This window comes from Mycobacterium sp. H4Y (assembly GCF_000364405.1).
Lineage (GTDB): Bacteria > Actinomycetota > Actinomycetes > Mycobacteriales > Mycobacteriaceae > Mycobacterium > Mycobacterium intracellulare.
Map to the genome: position 1 here is coordinate 491,528 of NZ_AKIG01000003.1, position 18,343 is coordinate 509,870.

The following is an 18,343-nucleotide window of genomic DNA, read 5'->3' on the forward strand; positions in this document are numbered from 1 at the left end:
GCTTGCCCATGGCCGGCCTGCATCTGGACAACGCCGCCTGCTCGCGGCAGAGCGTCGCGGTGATCGACGCCGCCGCGCAGCACGCCCGCAACGAGTCCGAAGTCGGCGGGTATGTCGCGGCCGAGGCGGCCGCCCCGGTGCTCGACGCCGGACGTGTCGCGTTCGCCGCGCTGACCGGGATGACCGACGCCGAGGTGGTGTTCACCACCGGCTCGCTTCACGCCTTGGATCTGCTGTTGGGCGCCTGGCCGACCAAGCACCGAACGGTAGCGTGCCTGCCCGGCGAATACGGGCCCAACCTGGCCGTGATGGCCGCCCACGGGTTCGACCGCCGGCTGCTGCCGACCATGGATGACGGCCGCGTCGCGCTCGACGACGCGGCGCGGGCCCTCGACACCGACCGGCCGGACCTGGTGCACCTGACCGCGGTGGCCAGCCATAGCGGTGTGGTGCAACCGGTTTCGATGGTCGCCCAGCTCTGCCGGGAGCTCGGGCTGCCACTGGTGATCGACGCGGCGCAGGCGCTGGGGCAGGTGGATTGCGCGGCCGGGGCCGGCGCGACGTATTCCTCGTCGCGCAAGTGGGTCGCCGGCCCGCGCGGTGTCGGGATACTGGCGGTGCGCCGGGAGCTGATGGAGAGCCTGCGCCCCAGGCTGGCGGCACCGCAGTGGGCGCGCGCATCGGGGTCGCCGACGGTGGCCCAGCAGCTCGAATTCGGCGAAGCCAATATCGCTGCGCGGGTGGGGTTTTCGCTGGCGCTGGGGGAGCACCTGACCTACGGGCCGGCGGCCGTCCGCGCACGCCTGGCCGCCCTCGGCGGCCTGAGCCGCACGGTGCTGGCCGACGTCGCCGGGTGGGCCGTCGTCGAGGAGGTCGAAGAACCCAGCGCCATCACGACTTTGGCGCCGACCGACGGCGCCGACCCGCAGGCGGTGCGGGACTGGTTGCTCGCCGAGCGACGGATCCTGACGACCTTCGTCGGCGTGCAGCGGGCGCCGCTGGAGCTGCCGGGGCCCCTGCTGCGGATCTCGCCGCACCTGGACACCACTGCCGAGGACCTGGAGACCTTCGCCGAGGCGCTCATCGCCGCGACGGCGGCGACCGCAACCGGCTAGCCGGCCTTGTGCGCCGTCAGCAAGTAGGCCGGCATCTTGATCCGGCCCTGCTCGTCGCGATCGTGCGGCGGGAATTCGAAAGGCGCGTCGGCGATGTTGACGGCGTTCGACAGGATGAAGGAGGGGCGAATCTCGTCGATTTCCCAGTACTTGCTGACCGCGGCGCGCAGTTCGTCTTCGTCGACCTCGTTGGGCTTGGGTTCCATCTCGGCGGGGAAGGCGCCCTTGGCGAACACCAGCACGAAGTAGCCGGCGCCCGGTGCCGCGGCGCGGTGGACCGAGCGCAGGTAGCCGTCGCGGCCCTCCACGGGCAGCGAGTGAAACAGCGTGCTGTCGACGACGGTGGCGAACCGTCCGTCATACCCGCTCAGCGACGTGATGTCGGCCTGCACGAAGCTGGCCGTGGTCAACCCGCGCTCCTGGGCGGACTTGGTGGCCGCCGCGACGGCGGTCGGTGTGAGGTCGACGCCGACCACGGTGTAACCCTGGGCGGCCAGGCTCAGTGAGAGCTCGGCGACTCCGCAGCCGGCGTCCAGGACGTCGCTGCGGAACTTGCCGGCCGCGGCCAGCGCCGCCAGTTCGGGTTGCGGCTCACCGATATTCCACGGCGGCGGACCCTCGAAGTGGGCCTGCTCGCGGTAGGCACTGTCCCAGTCCATCACTTGATCAGACGACATGGTTGTCAACCTACTCCCAGGTGTGCACCGGCTCGTTGGCGTGCATGTACTCGCAGTAGCGGCGCAGCATCTCGGCCAGCGCGGCGGCCCGCCCCATGCCCGCGTCCTGCAGGGCCCGCACGGTGGAGACCTGCCAGGTGGCGCCGTTGCGGCCAGCGCGGGCGCGGCCCTCGATGACCCCCAGGAACCGGTCGCGGACCTCGGGGTCGACGCCCCAGCGCCGCAACCCGTCGTCGGCCATCGGCAGCAACGTGTCGAGCACCAGGTCGCGTGCGCTCACCTCACCGAGCCCGGGCCAGTGCAGCCGGGCGTCGATGCCGTGGCGCGCCGCCGCCAAAAAGTTGGCCTCCGCCACGGCGAAATCCATGCGGTCCCACAACGGGCTGTCCGCCTCGGACAAGCTGCGCAGCATCCCGTAGAAGAAGGACGAATTCGCCAGCATGTCAACGACTGTCGGTCCGGCCGGCAACACCCGATTCTCCAGTCGCAGATGTGGTCGCCCGTCGACCACGTCGTACACCGGGCGATTCCACCGGTACACGGTGCCGTTGTGTAGCCGCAACTCGGACAGCTGCGGGGTGCGCCCGGCGGCCAGCTCGGCGACCGGATCCTCCTCGGACACCTCGGGCAACAGGGACGGGAAGTACCGGATGTTCTCGCGGTACAGGTCGAGGACCGAGGTGATCCACTGTTCACCGAACCACACTCGCGGGCGCACGCCTTGGGTTTTCAGCTCTTCGGGTCGGGTGTCGGTGGATTGGGTGAACAGCTCGATGCGGGTTTCCGCCCAGAGTTGGTGGGAGAAGAAGAACGGCGAGTTGGCGCCCAGCGCCAGCTGCGGACCGGCGACGATCTGCGCGGCGTTCCAGTTGGCGGCGAACGTCTCCGGGGCCAATTGCAGGTGCAATTGCATGCTGGTGCAAGCGGATTCGGGCGCTATCGTCGCGGCGTGCCAGTTCAGCGGTTCTGGGCCGTCGATGTCGATGGGCAGGTCTTCGCCGCGGGCGGTGAAGATCGAGTCGTTGAGGGCGGCATACCGCGTCGACTCGCTCATCCAGTCGTGATCGAGGTGTTCGGGCATCAGCGTGGGCAGGATGCCGATCATGACGATGTGCGCACCGTCGGCGGCGCCGGCCTTGATCTCGGCCTCGTTCAGGCTGGCCCGCACCTCGGCCTCGAGATCCAGCCCCGTGTGTCCGGGCAGCGCGTGCGGCGGGACGTTGAATTCGATGTTGTAGGCGCCCAATTCGGTCTGGTACGCGGGATCGCCGATGGCGTCCAGGACGTGGCGATTGGACATGGCCGGCTGGTAGTCGGCGTCGACCAGGTTGCACTCGATCTCCATGCCGGTGAGCGGCTGGTCGGAATCGAAGCGTGACTGGGCGAGCATCGTCTCGAACACGTTCAGACACGCCTGAACCTTGCGCCGGTATTCGCGGCGGTGTGCGCTGTCGTACGTGGTGCGCTTGACCTCTTCGCCCACACCGCAGATGCAACAGGGTTACCGCCCGTAACGCAAGCTCTCCGGCGTCGCGGTTGTGGCCTCGCCCGCCGGGCGGGTAGACCATGATGGACTTTTGCCGCAAAAGTGTCAGAGCTCACGGGTGGAGGAGAGCAGTTGGCCGAGTTCGCCGAATTCGTGGCCGCCATTGACCAGGGGACGACCAGCACCCGCTGCATGATCTTCGATCACGAGGGTGCCGAGGTGGCCCGCCACCAGCTCGAGCACGAACAGATCCTGCCCCAGGCGGGCTGGGTCGAGCACGACCCGGTCGAGATCTGGGAACGCACCTCCTCGGTGCTGACCTCCGTGCTCAACCGCGCCAACCTGGCGCCGAAAAACATTGCCGCGCTGGGTATCACGAACCAGCGCGAGACGACGCTGGTCTGGAACCGCAAGACCGGACGGCCCTATTACAACGCGATCGTCTGGCAGGACACCCGCACCGACCGGATCGCGTCGGCACTGGAAGGCGACGGCCGGGGCGAGGTGATCCGCCGCAAGGCGGGACTTCCCCCGGCGACGTACTTTTCCGGCGCAAAGCTGCAATGGATCTTGGAGAATGTCGACGGGGTGCGCGACGCCGCCGAGCGTGGCGACGCGTTGTTCGGCACCCCGGACACCTGGGTGTTGTGGAACCTGACCGGGGGTCCGCGGGGCGGCGTGCACGTCACCGACGTGACCAACGCCAGCCGGACCATGCTGATGAACCTCGAGACCCTGGACTGGGACGACGAGTTGCTGTCGTTCTTCGCGATCCCGCGCGCGATGCTGCCGCGGATCGGGCCGTCGTCGTCGCCGCAGCCCTACGGGGTGACGGCCGAGACCGGCCCGGCGGGGGGAGAGATTGCGATCACCGGCGTGCTGGGTGACCAGCACGCGGCGATGGTGGGGCAGGTGTGTCTGGCCGATGGGGAGGCGAAAAACACCTATGGCACCGGCAATTTCCTGCTACTGAACACCGGCGAGACGATCGTGCGGTCCGACAACGGGCTGCTGACCACCGTCTGCTACCAGTTCGGGGACGCCAAACCCGTTTACGCACTTGAGGGTTCGATCGCGGTGACGGGCGCGGCCGTGCAATGGCTGCGCGATCAGCTGGGCATCATCAGCGGGGCCGCGCAAAGCGAGGCGCTGGCCCGCCAGGTCGACGACAACGGCGGCGTCTATTTCGTCCCGGCGTTTTCCGGGTTGTTCGCCCCCTACTGGCGATCCGACGCCCGGGGCGCGATCGTGGGGCTATCCCGATTCAACACCAACGCGCATCTGGCCCGGGCCACCCTGGAGGCGATCTGCTACCAGAGCCGCGACGTGGTAGACGCGATGGCCGCGGATTCCGGTGTGCGCCTTGAGGTTTTGAAGGTCGACGGCGGTATCACCGGCAATGACCTGTGCATGCAGATCCAGGCCGACGTGCTGGGCGTGGACGTGGTGCGTCCGGTGGTCGCCGAGACGACGGCTCTGGGCGCCGCGTACGCGGCCGGCCTGGCCGTGGGGTTCTGGGCCGGCCCGGCGGACCTGCGCGCCAACTGGCAGGAGGGCCGGCGTTGGTCGCCGGCCTGGAACGACGAGCAGCGCGCCGAGGGGTACGCGGGCTGGCGCAAGGCCGTGCAGCGGACCCTGGATTGGGTCTCCATCACCTGAGGTGACCCGATCCAGGGTCCGCTGGCTCGGAATCAGTCTTCGCCGAGGATGCCGTAGATCTCGCGCCGCGCGTTGTTGAGAATGTCGACGATGCGCTGCTGTTGCTCGGCGGAAGCGGTGTGGGCGGACTGCCCGACCGCGCCGAACAACTGGCCGACGGCCGCCCTCAGGCTCATGTGACCGGGGTCCGCACCTTCGGTGATTTCGTCCCACGGCGGGGTCTCGATCTTCTCGGCCGCCCCGCGGCCCTGCTCGGTCAGCTCGAAAAGTTTCTTGCTGCCCGCGGATTCGCTCGCGGTGATCAGGCCTTCGTCGTCGAGCAGCTGCAGGGTCGGATACACCGAGCCGGGGCTCGGCTTCCACAGCCCGTTGCTGCGTTCGGCGATCTGCTGGATCATCTCGTAGCCGTGCATCGGCCGCTCGGCGAGCAGCGTCAGGATGGCCGCCCGCACGTCACCGCGCTTGCCGCGGCCCGGGCCGCCACGGCGCCAGGCGCCGCGCCGTCCGCCGGGACCGAAACCGAAACCGGGGCCGAAGCCCGGCCCGAATCCGGGACCGAATCCGAACGGGCCTTCGTAGCCACCCGGGTGGCCGCCGCCGGCGTGGTCGCGGAGATGTTCGCGGAAGTCCCGCCTGGCCTGGCGCCGCGCCTCGTGCAGGGCGCGCCGGTCGACCGGGCCGGAGCCGAAGCCGAATCCGAAACCGGGCCGGCCGCCGAATGGTCCCTCGGGGGGAGTGAAGGGGTTGCTCATTTGTGTCCTTACGTTGGTGGGTCGCGCACCCAACGTGCGCTTCGGAATATCACGATATATCGGAAACTAACGCGATGCAACTGGATATGTTGAAAGATATCGGCTAGCGAAGCTGACCTGCGGAAATCCATGCCCATCCACGCCGCCCAAACCCGCGGGCCGGTTTGCAGAGGCCAGACGGCGGGTAGGAACTGTGGGATGGACGCTGACAACGACGTGACGGTCGATCGCACGGCCGCCGGTGCGGCCCCATCCGGGGACCCCGGTGGTGCTCCGCGCCGCAACGTCTGGCCCTGGGTCAACTGGGGGTTGGCGCTGGCGACGGTGCCCGCCGCGGCGATCGTGATGCTGTTCGCGCTCGGTGGCGTGCTGAGCACCGCCGGTTGCAGCGACACCAGCTGCCCCAACCTGGGCCACGGCGGCATCGACTTCGGCGTCGCCTTCTACGGCGCGCCCGCGGTGGCCGTCGTCGTCATCGTCATCTCGGTTTTCACCGCCAAACACCGCGGCGGCATCGCGGTCCCGCTGCTCGGGTGGGCGCTGCTGATCGCCGACGTCGTCCTCATGGCGGCGAGCGTCGCCCGCTAGCCGCGCTGCGTCAGTGCGGCGGTGCGAAACCGTCCGGAGGCGCGCCGTAGCCCGGGGCGGGTCGGCCCGGCTCCGGCCACGGCGACGGGTACCGCGGCGGCGCGCCCGGTGGCATGGGCGGCCAGCCCGGCGCCTGGGCGGTCGGGCGCAGCCGGGCCAGTTCGCGACGGTGCCGCTCGGCGAGGACGGCGGCCAGCACCAGTTCCGGCGGGGCCCCGGGGGGCGGGGGCGGCGCAATGCGCGCCACGACATCACCGGCGATGCGGTACGCCATCTGAGTGCGCAACTGGCGGTCGAGTTGCGGTGCGCGGGAAAGGAATTGGCGCGCCACTTCGGCTTGACCGACGGACAGTCCCGCCAGCTGCAGCGACGCCGCCCACCAGGCCAGCGCCGGAGGCATCGCCGGCGGGGGCCCCAGCCGGGGTCCGCGTTCGTTGACCACCACCGTGCCGGCGAAGATATCGCCGATCCGTTTGGCTTTGGGTGACAGGATGCTGCAGATGATGGCGGGGCTGCCGAAGAGCATCCAGATTTCCACCAGCGAGGCCAGGGCGCGAAACAGCGCCTGGCGGAAGCGTTCTGGGCCGCCGTCGTCGGACACGACGCGTAGACCCAGGGCGATCTTGCCCACCGAGCGTCCCCGCGTCGCGGTCTCAAGGATCAACGGGTAGCCCACAATTACCAGAACCGTGAATATAAGCAGGATGGCGTTGCTCAGCGCGGAGTCGAACTCGGTCAGGGTGGCGGCCCACAGCATCAGCCCGAGCAGGTAGCCGATCACCATGACGGCGATATCGATCAGCGCGCTCAACGTCCGCACCGGCAGCTGGGCGATCTGCACGTCCAGCACCACGGCGTCCCCGGTCACCACCGACATAACTTCGAACGGTACAGGCCGGGCGGGTGGGGGCGACCGCACTTGGTCATGCCAGCGGCGCCGCGCCCGCGGGGTGATTAGGCTGCCCAGGGTGGACGTCGACGCATTCGTGCTGGCCCATCGCGGCACGTGGGACCGCCTCGATCGACTGATCGGGCGGCGCCGGTCGCTCAGCGGCGCCGAGATCGACGAACTCGTCGAGCTCTATCAGCGGGTGTCCACCCATTTGTCGATCCTGCGCTCGGCCGGAAATGTCGGGTCGGATTCGATGCTGGTCGGCCGGCTCTCGAGCCTGGTCGCGCGGGCCCGTTCCGCGGTGACCGGGGCCCACGCGCCGCTGAGCAGTACGTTCACCCGGTTCTGGACGGTGTCCTTCCCGGTCGTCGCGTACCGCACGTGGCGGTGGTGGCTGGCCACGGCGGCGGCGTTCCTCGCGGTGGTCGTAGTCATTGCGCTGTGGGTCGCCGGCAGTCCCGAGGTGCAGTCAGCGCTCGGAACCCCTAGTGACATCGAGCAATTGGTCAATCACGACGTCGAGTCGTACTACAGCGAACATTCCGCCGCCGCCTTCGCGCTGCAGATCTGGGTGAACAATTCCTGGGTTTCCGCTCAATGCATCGCGCTGTCCGTCGTGCTGGGGCTGCCCATTCCCTTTGTGCTGTTCGAGAATGCCGCCAATGTGGGCGTGATCGCCGGCCTGATGTTCCCCGCCGGCAAGGGCGGCCTGCTGCTGGGATTGCTTGCCCCCCATGGGCTGTTGGAGCTCACCGCGGTCTTCCTCTCGGGGGCGGCGGGAATGCGGCTGGGATGGTCGGTGATGTCGCCCGGCGACCGGCCCCGCGGACAGGTGCTCGCCGAACAGGGCCGTGCCATCGTCTCGGTGGCCGTGGGCCTGGTGGCCGTGCTCGCCGTTTCCGGGTTGATCGAGGCGCTGGTGACGCCGTCGCCGTTACCGACGGTCGTACGGGTCGGCATCGGCGTCATCGCCGAGGCGGCGTTCTTGTCCTACATCGTCTACTTCGGTCGCCGCGGGGTCAGAGCCGGGGAAAGCGGCGACATCGACGACGCGCCGGATGTGGTCCCCACCGGCTGAGCTTCGCGAGACTGCAACTGCGGACGGCCCTACTCGGGAAATGCGTCGGTGGTTACAGTTTCGCGGTGCCGATCACAGGCGCCCGGTCGCTTTCATCGCCAGGTAGTGGTCGGCGAGCGCGGGCGCCAGTTCGGCGGGCGGGGCGTCGACGACCTCCACGCCGGTGCGGCGCAATCGTGTGGCCATGGCGCCGCGGTCGTTGCGGGATCGCTCGGCCGCGGCGGCGTCGTACACCGCCGCGGCATCCGATCGGCCGGCGGCCATCTGGTCGACCCGCGGGTCGGAAACCGCGGCCAGCAGCAGGTGATGCTTGGCCGACAGCTGCGGCAGCACGGGCAGCAGGCCCTCGTCGAGGGCGGTCGGATTGAGGTCGGTCAGCAGCACCACCAGCGAGCGCCGGCGGGCCCGCAGCGCGATGGCCGAAGCCATTGCCCGCCAATCGGATTCGACGAGCGTGGGCTGCAGGGGGGCCATCGCGTCGACGAGCTGGGCGAGCAGCTCGGTGCGCGACGCGCCGAAGACGCCGGCCCGGCTCACCCGGTCGTGGGCGAGGAAGTCGACGTTGTCGCCCGCCCGCGACGCGAGCGCGGCCAGCAGCAGCGCGGCATCCATCGACCAGTCCAGCCGCGGCCAGCCCGCGGGATCGGAGGTGGTGGGGTCGACGCCCACCCGGCCCGCCGCGGTGCGGCCCGTGTCGAGCACGATCACCACGCGCCGGTCGCGTTCGGGGCGCCAGGTGCGCACCACCACGTCGGCGCGCCGCGCGGTCGCGCGCCAATCGATCGAGCGCACGTCGTCACCGACGACATACTCTCGCAGCGAATCGAATTCGGTGCCCTGCCCGCGCACCAGGGTGGGCAGTAGGCCGTCGATCTCGCGCAGCCTGGCCAGGCGCGACGGCAGGTGCTTGCGCGACAGGAACGGCGGCAGCACCCGGAGCTGGCCGGGCACCGATTGCGAACCCTGCCGTCCCGCCAAGCCCAGGGGCCCGATCGATCGCGCGGTGATCACCGTCGCGCGCTGATCGCCGCGGCGCTTTGGCTCCAGCCGGGTCGCGACGTGCTGATCGCCCCCGGCCGGGATGTCCACCGCATGGGTGCGCGGCCGCGCGCGGGCGCTGGGCGGCCAGGCGTCGCGGACCTGGCCGCGGAACCGCCGCCGGCCGTCGTTGTGGATGGACAGCTCACAATCCACCTGTTGACCGAGCCGGGCGGAGCGATCCGGGGAGCGCACGTAGCGCAGGGCGGTGGTGCGGGCCGCCAACCCGACGTCGACGGCAACGGCGATGGCCAGCGCCACCAGCAGGGCCACGAAAGCCGTTGCCGGCCAAGGCGAGACAGCGATGGGCAGGACGCAGATCAGCGCGACCAGTCCCGTGCGTCCGGTCAGGATCACTAGCGGGGCACCGGAACCGACGCCAGAATCCCGTCGAGCACGCCATCGGACGTGGCCCCCTCGAGTTCGGCTTCGGGCCGCAGCATCACCCGGTGCCGCAGCGTCGGGCGGGCCATGGCCTTCACGTCGTCGGGGGTGACGTAGTTGCGGCCCGACAGCCAGGACCAGGAGCGCGCGGTGGCCAACAGGGCGGTCGCCCCGCGGGGGGACACGCCCAGCTGCAGCGCGGGGGAGGATCGGGTGGCCCCGACGATGTCGACGATGTAGCCGAGCACCTCGTCGGCGACCAGCACGTGTCGCACGGCGTCGCGGCCGGCGGCCAGGTCGGCCGGCCCCGCCACCGGCTTGATCGCCGACAGATCGCGGGGATCGAAACCGTGCGCGTGCCGGTGCAGGATGGCGATCTCGGCGTCCCGCGGGGGCAGCGTCACATTCAGTTTGAGGAGAAAGCGATCCAGCTGGGCCTCGGGCAGCTGGTAGGTGCCCTCGTATTCGACCGGGTTCTGGGTCGCGGCGACGATGAACGGGTCCGGCAGCGGCTGGGGTTCGCCCTCGACGCTGACCTGGCGCTCCTCCATCGCCTCGAGCAGCGCGGCCTGGGTCTTGGGTGGGGTGCGGTTGATCTCGTCGGCGAGCAGCAGGTTGGTGAACACCGGACCGGGCCGGAACACGAACGCGGCGGTGCGCGCGTCGTACACCAGGGAACCCGTCACGTCGCCGGGCATCAGGTCCGGCGTGAACTGCACCCGCTTGAACTCCAGCTGCAGCGCCGCGGACAGCGCCCGGACCAGCAGCGTCTTCGCCACTCCCGGAACGCCTTCCAGCAGCACATGCCCGCGGCACAGCAGCGCGATCACCAGGCCGCTGACCACGCCCTCCTGCCCGACGACGGCCTTGGCGAGCTCGGCGCGCAACGCCAGCAGCGCCTCGCGAGCGGATTCGGCGGTGGGGGACGAGGCGGTATCGGCTTGTGGACCGGAAGGGGACTGTGTCACGGGCGTGCGACCTGCCTTTCGATGTCGTCGAGCGCACGGGCAAGTTGTAACAGGTCGTGGTCGGTCGTCGGGGGCGGACCGAACAGATGGTAGGAGACGAACCCCGGATCCGAACCGGTGCGCTGGGCCGCGGTGGACACCACGGTCGCCGGGTCGGCGCCGGCGCCCAGGCCGAGCCGCGGCAGCAGCCGCTGCAGTGTCGCCGTGCGCAGCGCCGCGGCCGCGCGATCGCGTGCCCGCCGGGACCGATACAGCCGGCCGCGACCCTCGACGGTCTCCGACGCGCGCACCACGACGGGCAACTCCTCGGCCACCAGCGGGCCGGGGCGGCGGCCCTTCCACGCGGCGACCAGCAGCACCACCAGCGCCAGCTGCCACACGATCCAGCTCACGTTGGGTGGAATCAGGTCGAAAAGTGATGCCTTGGTGGAGGTTTCACCCTCGACGTGATGGGGCGCGTACCACACGAGCCGGGGGCGGTCGCCGGCCAGGTTCATCGCGAGCGCCGCGTTGCCAGCGTGCAACAGGCCGCCGTTGGTCATGAAGTCGGTGCTGCCGACGGCGGTGACGACCCGTCCGCCGTCCCGGAAGCGGATCAGCGCGCCGTCGTAGCAGCGGGTCATCGTCCGGCCGTCCTTGGCCTTGAAGGTGTTGGTCGGGCCGAACCGCACCGAGCCGGACCGAACGGCTTCGCGCAGCGTGCAATTCGGGTCGCTGTCGAAGCCGCTGGCGCCGGACACCTCCACGCCCGGCAGCAGCGCCTCGCGGGCCCGCGTCGTCGGTTCCACCAGCAGCAGGTCGGAACGGATCCTCGCCAGCCGGTCGGTCACCGCGTCGGTCAGGTACTGGCTCTGTGCCACCAGGATCAGCGCGTCCGGGCGCGCCGCCCGTTCGACGTCGGCGATGGTGTCGGCCACGACGACGTCCACACCGGCGTCGCGGAGCAACTCCACCAGCGCGTGGGCGCCGTCCGGGCCGGTCGACGCGGGGTCCATCCGCGCGCCGGGGCGCGGCGCGGTCAGGTAGGCATCGACGCCGGCGATGACGGCCAGCACCAGCAGGGTGACGACCACCCAGCGCCACGAGCGCCGGCGCCGGGGCGCGGTCTGGGTGCGGGCATCGCTGATCGTGGCCATCACCGCACCTGCGCCCACGACTCGGGGACGGCGGGCCGCCCGGCCTCGGCAGGGACACCCTGCCAGCGGGACCGCAGGTGATCGTCGAGGTCGGCGATCATCTGGTAGGCGGCCCGGGTTCCGGGCTGCTCGCCGTAGGTGACGTCGTTGAAAGCCGTTGCCGCTTCGGACAGTTCGCCGGCCAGATGGGGCAGCGCGGTGCCGGCGTCGCGCGCCAGCTCGTTGGCCGTGCGGCCGGGGGCCGCCGCCAGCACACCGGTCTCCTCGAGCTGGCGGGCGACGGCGCGCAGCCGGTGGCGTATGGCCGACGCCCAATCACCTTCGGCCGCATAGCTTTCGGCCGTCGCGCGATGCTGGGCGGCCGTCAGCTGCGCGGCTTCGAACAGCTGCTGGTCACCGCCGCGGCGGGCGCGCATGGTGCGCCGCGCGACGTGGAAGGCAACAAACACCGCGATCGCCAACAGGATCAAAAGCACTGTCGCCGTGAACCATCCGCCCGGCACCGTGGCGGTCTTCTGCAGCATGCGGTATATCAGGTCGTTGAGCCAGTCGAGGAACTGGTCGGCCGCCGACCCCTTGGAATAGATCGGCTTGTTGAGTTCGTCCTGCGCGGCGTGGTGCGCGGCATCGCGGTCGATGTCGATGGAAGGCATGCTCAGCTAGTCCTCGCTCGGCCGTTACAGCGGCCGCGTGAGCCAGAGGTTGTCGGTGGACGCGGCCGCGTAGGGCCCCTGGGCGGCGCCGGTCTGCAAGACCAGGTCGAACGCCTCGGCGCGCATCCGGCGGTCGGTGTAGAGCAGGACGATGACTCCGGCGTTGAACGGTGCGGTAATGATCTCGCCGATCGCCGCCCCGACGGAGAGGATCGCGGTGCTGATCAAAAAGGCGGTGCCGGACGAGGTGATCTGGAAAAACTGACCGACGATGCTGAACGGCACCGCGACGGCGTTGGCGACGATCGAGGCCACCAGGAAGGTGAGCGTGCGGATGCCCAGCACTCGCCAGAACCCGTTGCGGATCAGCCTGAACGATCGGGTGATCGCGTCGAGCACGGGCAGCCGTTCCAGCACGATCAGCACCGGGGCGAACAGCACCACGGTGTACAGGTACACCAGCGCCGCGAGGACGACCAGCACCAGCGGGATGCCGAGCACCACGGCCGCCGCGGCGCTGCCGATCGCCGCCAGCACCCCGATGATCACCGCGACCAGCCCGGCCAGGGCCGCCACCACGACAGCCTCGACCAGGGCCAGGCCGAGCAAGGCCGGCAGCCGCCCGCGGATCCTGGTCCAGGTTTCACCGATGGTGATCGGCGACCCGAACACCGCCCGCCCGACGATGACGGTGAGCATTCCGGACAGCAGCATGCCGCCCAGCCAGCCGACGAGGAGGCCGGCCCCCACCGACGCCGTCCAGGCGCCCAGGACCCCCGCGGTCAGGGTGTCGGGCTCGCCGGTGGTGGTGAACCGGTCGTGGGCGGCCAGCGGTCCGAAGAAGGCGACCTTGGTGATGATCTGCATGACCACGACGACGATGGCGGTCAGGCCCAGCGTCGCTTTCGGATTGGCGCGCACGTAGCCGACCGCGCCGTTGAAGATGTCGCCGAGGGTCAGCGGGCGCAGCGGGATGATGCCGGGCTTGACCGTTCCGTAGCCGGGCGGCGCGCCGAAGGCGGGTGGGGTGCTGTAGCCCGGCGGCGGCCCGTAGCCGGGTGGGACGCCGTGGCCGGGTGGGGGCGGATAGCCCGGCGGGGGACCATAGGTCGGGTAGACCGGGGGCGGGCCGTATTGAGGTGGCGGGCCGTATTGAGGTGGCGGGCCGTATGCGGGCGGCGGGCCAACCGGATGACCAGGCGGCGGCGCGGTCACCGAACGCCGAGGCCTTGCAAACTAGCTCCGCGGCCGGGCGCGTCGTTCGTCATGGGCTCCATCCTGTCGGCGGTCGTGGCATTTCACAATGTTGACCGGTGTTGACCGGCATTGACCGCGTTGTCCCCCGCGCCCGCGCGTAGCGTCTCACACATGGCGGAACTCAAATCGCGGCTCCGGGCGGACCTGACCGCGGCGATGAAGGCCCAGGACAAGCTGCGAACGGCCACGCTGCGGATGCTGCTGGCCGCGATCCAAACCGAGGAAGTGTCCGGTAAGCAGGCCAAAGACCTCACCGACGAGGAGGTCATCAAGGTGCTGGCCAAGGAATCGCGCAAACGCGGCGAATCCGCCGAGATCTACACCCAGAACGGGCGCGGAGACCTGGCCGCCAACGAGCACGCCGAGGCCAGGATCATCGACGAATACCTGCCCACCCCGCTCACCGAGGCCGAGGTGGCCGACGTTGCCGACACGGCGATCGCGCAGGTGGCCGAGGAAATCGGCGAGCGCCCCGGCATGAAACAGATGGGCCTGGTGATGAAGGCCGCCACCGCGATCGCGGCCGGCAAGGCCGACGGCGCCCGATTGTCGGCCGCCGTCAAAGAGCGCCTGTAGCCCGACCGGTTCGGTGGACTCGTTTGCCCTCGGGGCACCCGGGTACCCAACTGCGCATGACCAATTTTGGCTACACTTTGATGACCGAGCAGAGTGGACCCAAAGAGCTTGTCCAGTACGCCATTTCGGCCGAACAGCGCGGTTTCGACTTCCACGTCTGCAGTGACCACTTTTCACCGTGGCTCAGCTCGCAGGGGCACGCGCCCAACGCCTGGGCGGTCCTGGGTGCGGTGGCACAGGCCACCGAACGGGTAGACCTCTACACCTACGTGACGTGCCCGACGATGCGGTATCACCCGGCCATCGTCGCCCAGCAGGCCGCCACCGTGCAGATCCTATCCGACGGCCGGTTCACGCTGGGCCTGGGCAGCGGCGAAAACCTCAACGAGCACGTCGTGGGCAGGGGCTGGCCGGCCGTCACCCGCCGCCAGGACATGCTGCGTGAGGCCATCAAGATCATCCGGGAACTGTTCGGCGGGCAGCTGGTGGACTTCACCGGCGACTATTTCCAGGTCGACTCCGCGCGGCTGTGGGACGTCCCCGACGTCCCGGTCGGCATCGGGGTGGCCATCGGGGGCACCAAGGCGATCGACAAGTTCGCCAAGCTGGCCGACCACCTGATCGCAACCGAGCCCAAGGCCGAACTCGTCCACGGCTGGCACGGCGCCCGGCAGGCCGCGAACCTCGCCGGCGGCGGCCGGGTGATCGGCCAGATACCGGTGTGCTGGGACCCCGACCGTGACACCGCCGTCAAGCGCGCGCACGACCAGTTCCGCTGGTTTGCCGGCGGCTGGAAGGTGAACGCCGACCTGCCGACCCCGGCCGGTTTCGCCGGCGCGACCCAATTCGTCCGCCCCGAAGACGTCGCCGGCACCATTCCCTGCGGCCCCGACCTCGACGCGATCGTCGAAAGCGTCCGGCCCTACTGGGAAGCCGGATTCACCGACATAGCGCTCATCCAGGTCGGCGGGGACACCCAGGAGAGGTTCCTCAAAGAGGCCGCCGAGCCGTTGCTCGCCGCGCTGCGCGAGGCAGCGAACTGATCGGCGGACAGGCGATGACGAGCGACCAATCGGACGGCACCACAGCCACATTGGTCTCCGCGCTCGGCGGTGCCAGCTTAGCCCTGGGCATCAGCGAACTGGTGGCGCCGAGTCGGGTCGCCGCGATCGCGGGTGTCGACGACACCGCCCGGTCGCGCCGGGTGATCCGCGCGCTTGGGGTGCGCGAATGCGGCCACGGCGCGGCGCTGTTGGGGGGCCCCGACAAGCTGGTATGGACCCGTGTGGCCGGGGATGTCCTGGATATGGCCCTGTTGATCGCGGGTGTGGCCGCCCGCGGCCCCGGGCGGCGGCGCCAGGGCATCGTCTGCGCCGCCGCCCTGTCCGGGATCGCCGGCCTGGACCTCTACACGGCGATGCGAACTCTTTGATCCGACGCGAATCGTCGATCGCAGGAAGGAAAACGGCGATGTCAAACGAATTGCAAGGAAAGAGAATAGCTTTTCTCGCGGCCGACGGCGTGGAAAAGGTTGAGCTCGAACAGCCGCGCGCGGCGCTGCAAGAGGCCGGGGCCAAGGTCGAGGTGCTCTCGCTCAAGGACGGCGAAATCCAGGCCCGCAACCACGATCTCGAGCCCGCCGGGACCTTCGCCGTCGATCGGAAAGTGTCCGAGGCGTCGGTGGGCGAATTCGACGGCCTGGTGCTGCCGGGCGGCACGGTGAACCCGGACAAGCTGCGCATGGACGACGACGCCGTCTCGTTCGTCCGCGATTTCGTCAGCTCGGGCAAACCGGTGGCCGCCATCTGTCACGGACCCTGGACCCTGGTGGAAGCCGGTGTGGCGGTGGGCCGGACGCTGACGTCCTACCCGAGCATTCGCACGGATCTTCGCAACGCGGGCGCCCAGGTGGAAGACGACGAGGTCGTCATCGACGGCAATTTGATCTCCAGCCGGTCACCGTCGGACCTCCCCGCGTTCTGCGCGGCGATCCTCAAACAGTTTGCCCAGGCGACGGCCGGTTAGCCGCGGCGATGCCGGGCCGGTCGGTTTGAATGCCCCGGTTTGCGGGCATCATCCCGCCAAGCCGTGATCAGCGGCTATCCGTATAGGGTTCTCGAAAGGCCAACCGTGACGACCACATATCCCGAGCCCGCCGTCTTGCCCACCCAGAACGTGTATCGGCCGCAGGAGGACTCCAGACTGCTGGTCGATGTGATGCACGAGACCGGTCTGATCCCGGGACGGCGCGTTCTGGACCTGTGCACCGGCAGCGGTTTCGTCGCGATAGCGGCGGCGGAGATGGGTTGCGCCGACACGACCGCCTTCGACATCTGCCCGCAGGCCGTTCGCTGCGCCCGGGAGAACGCCGCGGCTGCCGGAATCGACATCGACGTTCGCGAGGGGTCGTGGATAACCGCGGTGGAGTGCGCGCCGTTCGACGTGGTGGTGTCGAATCCGCCCTACGTGCCGACCCCGCCCGGTGCCGAGCTGGAAGAGATCTGCCCGGAAGCCGGACCGTCGTGGGCCTGGAATGCCGGCCGAGACGGACGCCTGATCCTCGACCCGCTGTGCGAGTCGGCTCCGAAGTTGTTGCGCGACGGTGGATCCCTGCTGATGGTGCACTCGGCACTCGCCGGTGTCCAGCAGTCGCTGGATTCCCTCAAGTGGGCCGGTATGGACGCGGCAGTGGTTGCCTCGAAATGGATTCCGTTCGGCCCGGTGATGACATCCCGGGCGCAGTGGTTGGAAGACGTCGGCCTGATACCGCGCGGACGCCGGGAAGAGGAACTGATCGTGATTCGGGCCGAAAAGCGATGAGTCCCACCAGGGTTCAGGTGGTGCCCAACGGCCCGGTGCTGGTTTCGGGTCCGGTGCGCATCGAGATGCCCGGCGGCGAGGTCGTTCAGTCCGACCGGTTCATGGTGGCGATCTGCACCTGCCGTCGCAGCGGCAGGTACCCCTTGTGCGACACCAGCCACCGCAGATGCAAGCGCCTGAGCAAGACGACCGCTACGTCAGCGGCCGCCGCAACGACGTCCGATCCTGCTTCCACGACGCCATAATCGTTTCCGCCAAGCGGTTTTCGACCGCGGCGTGCGCGCGGATCCCGAAGATGACGTCCTGCTCGAGCTGCGGCTCCCGGGCGACGAGATCGCCGACCACATCCGCGCGCACGACGTGTTCGTGTACCGCGTCGGCCTCGACGTGCTCGCTGTAGAAATTGATGCAGGCCGCGGGCGCCTGCAAGCGCTCCAACGCCCGCACCATGCGCTGGGATCCGGGCGGCGAGGTGATCTCGGTCGACGCGAAGTGCCCGATCGCGGCGCCGCGCAACGAGCGGTGCAACCCGAACAGCGACATCAGATTGACCACCGCCAGCGATTCGGGGGGAACCGCGTCGACGTAACCCCAATACGTCGCGTCCAGCCCGGCCGCGGTCAGCAGATCGGCGAACAGTTGCTGGTGCAGTCGGGGGCCCTGCCCGGCGCCGTACTCGTCGAACTCCACCGCCACGAAGGCCGCTTTGGCGGTGCCCATCAGGCGCGGGATGGCCCAGGCGTGCGGATCGCCCTCTTTGAGGTGATACAGCGAGCGGTGCACGAAGTATTCGCACATCTGCTGCCACGTCCCGGTGTCACGCAGGTAGTACGACGGGCCGGTGCCGTCGACGGGTTCGATCGAAATCGCTTCCATCTCAGCCGCGGCCGTCTGCTCGGGTTCGATCGGCCCGACGTCGCGGCGCACACCGGCCAAGAACACGCGCTCCAGCTCGGCGCGCAGCGCCAGCAGCGCCGGGTTCCACTCCCACGCGGGGTCGACACCGGCGAAACCGCGGTAGTGCAGCTCGTAGCAGACGGACAGCGCCAGCTGCAGATCCAGACCGTACGGGTCGGAATCGCGCACGGATGCGCCGATGCGCGCGAAATGGTCAACCGACGGCGGGCCCGCCAGCGCGCAACGAACGGCTGTCGACAGGGGCCCGTGTGCCTCGGGCAGGACGGGTTCAGTCATGGTCGATGAGCGGGTCACGCCGGTGACTACCCGTAACCGGGGCCCGGCAAACGGCGCCGCAACACTTTTC

The 18,343-nt window shown here is 69.6% G+C and carries 20 protein-coding genes; 10 read left to right on the top strand and 10 right to left on the bottom strand.

Going from position 1 to position 18,343, the window contains the following annotated elements:
• Window positions 1-8 precede the first annotated feature (8 nt).
• Window positions 9-1,115: an ergothioneine biosynthesis PLP-dependent enzyme EgtE gene (gene egtE / locus W7U_RS23225; RefSeq protein ID WP_241767553.1), complete on the top strand. Its 1,107-nt coding sequence runs from the start codon at window positions 9-11 to the stop codon at window positions 1,113-1,115.
• On the opposite strand, the gene W7U_RS23230 is transcribed toward egtE, so the two are convergent.
• Window positions 1,112-1,792, bottom strand: a complete 681-nt coding sequence (locus tag W7U_RS23230) for a class I SAM-dependent methyltransferase (RefSeq protein WP_008263279.1) — start codon at window positions 1,790-1,792, stop codon at window positions 1,112-1,114. The two genes, egtE and W7U_RS23230, sit on opposite strands and share 4 nt — an antisense overlap.
• Before the next feature lie 10 nt (window positions 1,793-1,802).
• Window positions 1,803-3,275, bottom strand: a complete 1,473-nt coding sequence (locus W7U_RS23235; RefSeq protein WP_008263281.1) for a hypothetical protein — start codon at window positions 3,273-3,275, stop codon at window positions 1,803-1,805.
• A 135-nt stretch (window positions 3,276-3,410) separates the two neighbouring features.
• Between W7U_RS23235 and glpK the strand changes: the two genes are divergently transcribed.
• Entirely contained in the window at window positions 3,411-4,937 is a 1,527-nt protein-coding gene (glpK, locus tag W7U_RS23240; protein WP_008263282.1) for a glycerol kinase GlpK, read from the top strand.
• A 32-nt stretch (window positions 4,938-4,969) separates the two neighbouring features.
• On the opposite strand, the gene W7U_RS23245 is transcribed toward glpK, so the two are convergent.
• Window positions 4,970-5,689 carry a PadR family transcriptional regulator gene (locus tag W7U_RS23245; protein ID WP_008263283.1) on the bottom strand — a complete coding sequence of 240 codons (720 nt, stop codon included), beginning with the start codon at window positions 5,687-5,689 and terminating at the stop codon, window positions 4,970-4,972.
• 198 nt (window positions 5,690-5,887) lie between these two features.
• Here W7U_RS23245 and W7U_RS23250 point away from each other — a divergent pair, with 198 nt between their 5' ends.
• Window positions 5,888-6,277: a hypothetical protein gene (locus W7U_RS23250; protein ID WP_008263284.1), complete on the top strand. Its 390-nt coding sequence runs from the start codon at window positions 5,888-5,890 to the stop codon at window positions 6,275-6,277.
• A gap of 10 nt (window positions 6,278-6,287) precedes the next feature.
• Here the strand turns inward: W7U_RS23250 and W7U_RS23255 are convergent, their stop codons facing one another.
• Complete coding sequence (locus W7U_RS23255) at window positions 6,288-7,154, bottom strand: RDD family protein (RefSeq protein WP_008263285.1); 867 nt, start codon at window positions 7,152-7,154, stop codon at window positions 6,288-6,290.
• A gap of 91 nt (window positions 7,155-7,245) precedes the next feature.
• On the opposite strand from W7U_RS23255, the gene W7U_RS23260 reads away from it, so the two are divergent.
• A complete protein-coding gene (locus tag W7U_RS23260; protein WP_008263286.1) occupies window positions 7,246-8,247 on the top strand; it encodes a stage II sporulation protein M in 1,002 nt (333 codons plus the stop codon).
• Window positions 8,248-8,319: 72 nt separating this feature from the next.
• Here the strand turns inward: W7U_RS23260 and W7U_RS23265 are convergent, their stop codons facing one another.
• Genes W7U_RS23265 through W7U_RS23285 form a run of 5 tightly spaced genes read right to left on the bottom strand, consistent with a single transcriptional unit; the run spans window position 8,320 to window position 13,641 of the window.
• Window positions 8,320-9,642 (bottom strand): DUF58 domain-containing protein, encoded by a 1,323-nt coding sequence (locus tag W7U_RS23265; RefSeq protein ID WP_008263287.1) that lies wholly within the window; start codon window positions 9,640-9,642, stop codon window positions 8,320-8,322.
• Entirely contained in the window at window positions 9,642-10,637 is a 996-nt protein-coding gene (locus tag W7U_RS23270) for a MoxR family ATPase (protein WP_008263288.1), read from the bottom strand. The genes W7U_RS23265 and W7U_RS23270 overlap by 1 nt, the downstream gene beginning before the upstream one ends.
• Window positions 10,634-11,773, bottom strand: coding sequence for a DUF4350 domain-containing protein (locus W7U_RS23275; RefSeq protein ID WP_036429781.1), 1,140 nt, complete (start codon window positions 11,771-11,773; stop codon window positions 10,634-10,636). The genes W7U_RS23270 and W7U_RS23275 overlap by 4 nt, the downstream gene beginning before the upstream one ends.
• Window positions 11,773-12,426 (bottom strand): DUF4129 domain-containing protein, encoded by a 654-nt coding sequence (locus W7U_RS23280; RefSeq protein ID WP_008263290.1) that lies wholly within the window; start codon window positions 12,424-12,426, stop codon window positions 11,773-11,775. The genes W7U_RS23275 and W7U_RS23280 overlap by 1 nt, the downstream gene beginning before the upstream one ends.
• 24 nt (window positions 12,427-12,450) lie before the next feature.
• Window positions 12,451-13,641 (bottom strand): hypothetical protein, encoded by a 1,191-nt coding sequence (locus W7U_RS23285; protein ID WP_008263291.1) that lies wholly within the window; start codon window positions 13,639-13,641, stop codon window positions 12,451-12,453.
• A gap of 153 nt (window positions 13,642-13,794) precedes the next feature.
• Between W7U_RS23285 and W7U_RS23290 the strand changes: the two genes are divergently transcribed.
• The 6 genes from W7U_RS23290 (at window position 13,795) to W7U_RS25865 (ending at window position 17,324) form a co-directional block, all read left to right on the top strand.
• On the top strand, window positions 13,795-14,259 hold the full coding sequence (locus W7U_RS23290) for a GatB/YqeY domain-containing protein (protein ID WP_008263292.1): 465 nt from the start codon (window positions 13,795-13,797) through the stop codon (window positions 14,257-14,259).
• A gap of 56 nt (window positions 14,260-14,315) precedes the next feature.
• The gene (locus tag W7U_RS23295; RefSeq protein ID WP_008263293.1) at window positions 14,316-15,302 is read left to right on the top strand and encodes an LLM class F420-dependent oxidoreductase; all 987 of its coding nucleotides are present in this window, start codon (window positions 14,316-14,318) and stop codon (window positions 15,300-15,302) included.
• A 14-nt stretch (window positions 15,303-15,316) separates the two neighbouring features.
• Window positions 15,317-15,691, top strand: a complete 375-nt coding sequence (locus tag W7U_RS23300; protein WP_008263294.1) for a hypothetical protein — start codon at window positions 15,317-15,319, stop codon at window positions 15,689-15,691.
• 38 nt (window positions 15,692-15,729) lie between these two features.
• Window positions 15,730-16,284, top strand: coding sequence for a type 1 glutamine amidotransferase domain-containing protein (locus W7U_RS23305; protein ID WP_008263296.1), 555 nt, complete (start codon window positions 15,730-15,732; stop codon window positions 16,282-16,284).
• Window positions 16,285-16,389: 105 nt separating this feature from the next.
• Entirely contained in the window at window positions 16,390-17,079 is a 690-nt protein-coding gene (locus W7U_RS23310; RefSeq protein ID WP_008263297.1) for a HemK2/MTQ2 family protein methyltransferase, read from the top strand.
• Window positions 17,076-17,324, top strand: a complete 249-nt coding sequence (locus W7U_RS25865; protein WP_080587974.1) for a CDGSH iron-sulfur domain-containing protein — start codon at window positions 17,076-17,078, stop codon at window positions 17,322-17,324. The genes W7U_RS23310 and W7U_RS25865 overlap by 4 nt, the downstream gene beginning before the upstream one ends.
• Here the strand turns inward: W7U_RS25865 and W7U_RS23315 are convergent.
• The gene (locus tag W7U_RS23315; protein ID WP_008263299.1) at window positions 17,272-18,273 is read right to left on the bottom strand and encodes an iron-containing redox enzyme family protein; all 1,002 of its coding nucleotides are present in this window, start codon (window positions 18,271-18,273) and stop codon (window positions 17,272-17,274) included. The two genes, W7U_RS25865 and W7U_RS23315, sit on opposite strands and share 53 nt — an antisense overlap.
• Window positions 18,274-18,343 lie beyond the last annotated feature (70 nt).